The sequence below is a fragment of the Stenotrophomonas sp. FW305-C-20-S1 genome (genome assembly GCF_058783335.1).
This window is the reverse complement of record NZ_JBYTEK010000042.1, coordinates 34,298-38,535: the sequence shown is the minus strand read 5'-3', so window position 1 is coordinate 38,535 and position 4,238 is coordinate 34,298. Positions and strand designations below refer to the sequence as shown.

5 protein-coding genes are annotated in these 4,238 nt (G+C 61.9%); 4 read left to right on the top strand and 1 reads right to left on the bottom strand.

From position 1 onward, the window contains the following. Window positions 1–91: 91 nt before the first annotated feature. Window positions 92–1,501 carry a coniferyl aldehyde dehydrogenase gene (locus AC3WTC_RS17880; protein ID WP_492712124.1) on the bottom strand — a complete coding sequence of 470 codons (1,410 nt, stop codon included), beginning with the start codon at window positions 1,499–1,501 and terminating at the stop codon, window positions 92–94. Between the two features lie 292 nt (window positions 1,502–1,793). On the opposite strand from AC3WTC_RS17880, the gene AC3WTC_RS17875 reads away from it, so the two are divergent. The 4 genes from AC3WTC_RS17875 to AC3WTC_RS17860 all read left to right on the top strand — a co-directional run bounded on the left by AC3WTC_RS17875 (window position 1,794) and on the right by AC3WTC_RS17860 (window position 4,032). Continuing rightward, window positions 1,794–2,225: a hypothetical protein gene (locus AC3WTC_RS17875; RefSeq protein WP_025878782.1), complete on the top strand. Its 432-nt coding sequence runs from the start codon at window positions 1,794–1,796 to the stop codon at window positions 2,223–2,225. Next, window positions 2,192–2,632, top strand: a complete 441-nt coding sequence (locus AC3WTC_RS17870; protein ID WP_154881267.1) for a hypothetical protein — start codon at window positions 2,192–2,194, stop codon at window positions 2,630–2,632. Before AC3WTC_RS17875 ends, AC3WTC_RS17870 begins: the two co-directional genes overlap by 34 nt. Before the next feature lie 107 nt (window positions 2,633–2,739). Then, complete coding sequence (locus tag AC3WTC_RS17865) at window positions 2,740–3,342, top strand: hypothetical protein (protein ID WP_133119709.1); 603 nt, start codon at window positions 2,740–2,742, stop codon at window positions 3,340–3,342. Window positions 3,343–3,396: 54 nt separating this feature from the next. After that, complete coding sequence (locus AC3WTC_RS17860; RefSeq protein WP_492712122.1) at window positions 3,397–4,032, top strand: hypothetical protein; 636 nt, start codon at window positions 3,397–3,399, stop codon at window positions 4,030–4,032. Window positions 4,033–4,238 lie beyond the last annotated feature (206 nt).

Genomic DNA, 4,238 nt, shown 5'->3' with positions numbered 1-4,238 from the left:
CCGCTGGCCGGCAGGTGCAGGTCCCCGCCGAAGGGTCATGAGGTTGCCGGCCAGCGGCCGGCACTACCGCTGGTGCACGCCCTGCCTGATTTCACCGAAGCAGCAGTTTCAACAACCCCGCAATCTTCGAATACGGCGGCCGCAGCCGATCACTGGCAGCCCAGCGCGACTGCCACAGGACCGGCAACAGCTTGCTCATTGCATCAAACCCGGCCCGCCCGTGGTACGCCCCCATGCCACTGGCGCCCACCCCACCAAACGGCAAGCCATCGGCGGCGAAATGCAGCAGGGTGTCGTTGACCGTGACCCCGCCGGCCACCACCTGGCCGAGAATGCGCTCCACCGTGGCCGTGTCGTGGCTGAAGGGATACAGCGCCAACGGCCGGTCGCGGGCCACGATGTCGGCCAGCGCCGCATCCAGGTCCGGATAGGCGCGCACCGGCAGGATCGGGCCGAAGATCTCATCGCGCATCAGGTCCAGGTCATCCGGCGGGTCCAGCACCACGGTCGGCACCAGCAGCCGCTCACGGTCAGCACGCGCCTCATCCACCTGCGCCAGCGGAATCACCGGCACGCCGCGTTCGCGGGCCTGCGCCAGATAGCCCTGCAGGCGCCGGTACTGGCCCTCATTGATGATCCGCGTGTAGTCGTCGGCATCGCTGAAATCACCATAGCGCTCGCGCACCTGCTGCTGCAGTGCCTGCACGAACTCACGCTGGCGCACGCCGTCGATCAGCACGTAATCCGGCGCGATGCAGGTCTGGCCGGCGTTGAACCACTTGCCGGTGGCCAACCGCGCGGCGGCTTTGTCCAACGGGAAATCGCGGCAGACGATCGCCGGCGACTTGCCGCCCAGTTCCAGCGTCAGCGGCACCAGATGCTCCGCCGCCGCCGCCATCACCTTGCGGCCGACCGCGGTGGAACCGGTAAACACGAGGTGGTCCAGCGGTAGCGAAGACACCGCCGCAGCCACGTCCGCCCCACCCTGCACCACCGCTACGCGTTCGGGCGGGAACACGCTGGCCAGCAGATCGGCCAGGAACGCGCTGGTGCGCGGGGTGTGCTCCGAAGGCTTCAACAGCACATGGTTGCCGGCGGCGATGGCTGTAGCCAGCGGCACCAACGCCAGCGTGACCGGATAATTCCACGGCGAGATCACCCCGACCACACCCAGCGGCATCGGCCGCAGCTGCGCGCGCGCCGGCCATAGTCGCCAGCCGGCGCCCACCCGCTGCGGCTTCGACCAGCGCCGCAGGTGGCGACGCAGGTGGTCGATGGCCGACAGCACGCTCATGCCATCGGCCAGCTTCGATTCCACGTGGGCGCGGTGGCCGAAGTCCTCGGCGATGGCTTGGGCCATTTCGTCCAGGCGTAGCTTCAGCGCCTCGCGCAGGCGGCGCAGGTCATTCCCGCGCTGGTCTAGCGACGGGCGCTGCGACTGCCAGGCGCTGCGCAGGGTGTGCAGGATGGCGGGGAGGTCGGCTGGGACGGTGGTGGTCATGGGGCGACTATACGAGCTGTGGCAGTCATCGCCGCATGACAGGGCGCGGATTCGACTGGGTAGAGTCGACTGTTAGTCGACCGCTCCCCGGTCAGAACACGTGAAACCCAACGCTGGGCGCGATAGTCGGCCAACGGTCGACTCTACCCCTCGTCAGACCTCCAGAGGGATGGCCAAACACGTAGTTCCATCCGGGAAGCGTAAGAACATTTGCAATTTCGTACTTCTTTCATGGTGGAGCGGCTTCATGTCCACCAATGTATGCGTCTGACGTGCCGAAGAGCAGGATGTAATGCAAGGTATAGCCGCAGTTCTAGCCGGTTTGATGCTGATGGTCCTCTCTGCCGGAGCCTCAACTCCGCCTATTGACTACGAGAAGGTTCGTATGGCCGGCGTCCAAAGAATGATGGGCCACTGGGTGCGTTACATCATGCTTAGCGGCGCCTCGGATTGCATCACGGTCCAGATTTTCAAATCCGCGAACATGGAAGGCCTCGTTCGCCAGAAGAAAATCTGTTCGCTTGGAAAGATGAGTTTTCGCGATGACTTCGCGTTTGTCGACGTGCGGAAAATAGGGTTTGAGCCAGATCGACTATCGCTGGAGATCGAATTTTTTAGCCTTCGCGGGAGCGGTGATGAGGTGAAAGAGTGCTCAATTGAAATCGGAAATGGTTCTATCGGAGATCTGAAATGTTCACTCGAGTTTGGAAGCGAGTACTACTGACCACGCCCTGGCTTGTTCTTTACGCTGCGCCATCCTTGTCGGGCAGCACCGCCAAAGCCTCAGAGCGGCACAACGACTACTCAAAAGTCACGAAGGCCGATATCGCGATTGTCCAGGAGCGAGCTGTCAGGTATGTCGTAATCGCTGACAATCCATGTCTGACAGTCCAGTCCTTCAGACTCGGCCATCCAGCCGAGTATCACCGCGAGAAGTTCATCTGCTCCGTCGGTGGCGCGCGCTTCGATCGCGACTTCGCCTTGGTCGACTTCAAGACACTCGATTTCCACGATGACCGTCTGGATGTAGAAGTCGAATTCATTCCCTCACGAAGGGGACGCAAGGCGGTCAGGTGGTGCTCCATCGCCCTGCAGCCTGATTCCATCGGCGACCTGATGTGCCATCGATGATGGTAGCGCTGGCGATGGCCGCTGTACTGTCTCTGCCTGCAGCGTCAACTGCACCCCCGCCGCCTCACGCCGGTTTCGCACTGGATACAGAGCGAGAGTATGTGCCGATGGTGGGCGACAGCCTGGTGTCGCTTGTGGGCGAGCTGGATGGTGAACCCACTTCTGGCGCCGCCATCGACCGGGTGCTGACCACTTTGGAGGAGCGACTGAAGCGCACCTCATGCAGGCCAGCAGAACCTGGTGATGCGCAGTCGCAGCCACGTGGCATCACCTGCAGCGCACCTGATGTAGAAAGCATCTTTCCTTACTACGCGGCTTTGCGGCGGGCGACGACACCAGCAGAACACGAGCGGCGCGGTCGTCGCTTTCTGGATGCATATGCCAGGTTGCTCGAGGATGCGCCGGATACCGCCCTTACGCGACCACGCGAAGATGAAGCGGTGGACGGGTTGCTGCATGTGCTCTTTCCGCTCCAGGCCTGGGACGAGAAGCTGAACATTCCACGCCATGACGTGCACTTCCCCTTTGTTCCCGTGTGCAACCTCGTTGCCGCTCGTGTTGCGCATTGCCCCGGCGCCGATCAGTTGCTCAATCGGATCAGACAAGCGGGCGATGAGAGTGAACAGCGAGCGTTCTGCATCAAGGAGTTTTCAAGACGACCCCTTGAGCAGGAAGGCGAATGCATAGAAAAGACCACCGCAAGCCCCTGATGCCCATGGCATCTTCCTCGCTTGCCAATGACAGTTTCCGAGAGGATGAATATGTTGAGCCTGGTCTTCACTTTGCTCGCATCACTGGCTTCACCACTAGACGCAAAAGCTGGCAACGAGAAGTGGACACAGGCTGGCAGTGACATCACGCTGCGGTATGACGGTGAGGAGAACGGTCGCTACCGGAACGTGTCGGTCATGAGGCATGGCAAGTTGGTGCGTCGGATAGAGCTGAGCGAGCGCTCCTACTCTCTGTTCGAACACGATGCCGATCCGGCGACGTCTCCTGACGGCCGGTATGTGCTTGTCACTGACGTGGAATCCGGTGAGGTCGCTTCTCCGGATGGAGATCGCTTCATGCATGAGGTTCCGTACTGTGGGTTCATGAACACGCGCAGCGGTTGCATGGTTACGCGGCAGACCGGCCAGTTCTGTGGCGGGTCATTCAATGACATTGGCAACTGGGCATCTCCCGGCCTCCCACCTGTCACCCTGACCGAAGAAGGCGCTACCGCAGAGGATTATGCGTCAGGTCATCGGAGTCCTTCGGATGCGCCCGATGGTTCCCTCGACAATCTGCTTCGTTGCGACCCGCCGGGTCCACGCAACAGAGACCACTACAGGAAGCTGATCGACGCGGGGATCTTTGGCGTCACTCCCTCGCAGAGGCAAGCGCTGTACGGCGATTAGCATCGACCGTTGGTCGACCGCTCTCGGCTCTACCTCGCACTGCCTCTGGAGGTAGAGGTCAGAGCCCTTTCGCGTGCGAAAGGGATCCGACCCCGGTCGCGGTGGTCATGGGCCGACTATACGGCGTGCTGTGCAATGTAATGGTAGTGCCGGCCGCTGGCCGGCAGCCTCATGGATCTCCGGCAGACATCGTGCAGTTGCCGGCC

What these genes read in the sequence shown, in the direction of transcription:
- AC3WTC_RS17880 (WP_492712124.1), bottom strand. Translation starts at nt 1,501, where the DNA reads ATGACCACCACCGTCCCAGCCGACCTCCCCGCCATCCTGCACACCCTG.
- AC3WTC_RS17875 (WP_025878782.1), top strand. Translation starts at nt 1,794, where the DNA reads ATGCAAGGTATAGCCGCAGTTCTAGCCGGTTTGATGCTGATGGTCCTC.
- AC3WTC_RS17870 (WP_154881267.1), top strand. Translation starts at nt 2,192, where the DNA reads ATGTTCACTCGAGTTTGGAAGCGAGTACTACTGACCACGCCCTGGCTT.
- AC3WTC_RS17865 (WP_133119709.1), top strand. Translation starts at nt 2,740, where the DNA reads ATGGTGGGCGACAGCCTGGTGTCGCTTGTGGGCGAGCTGGATGGTGAA.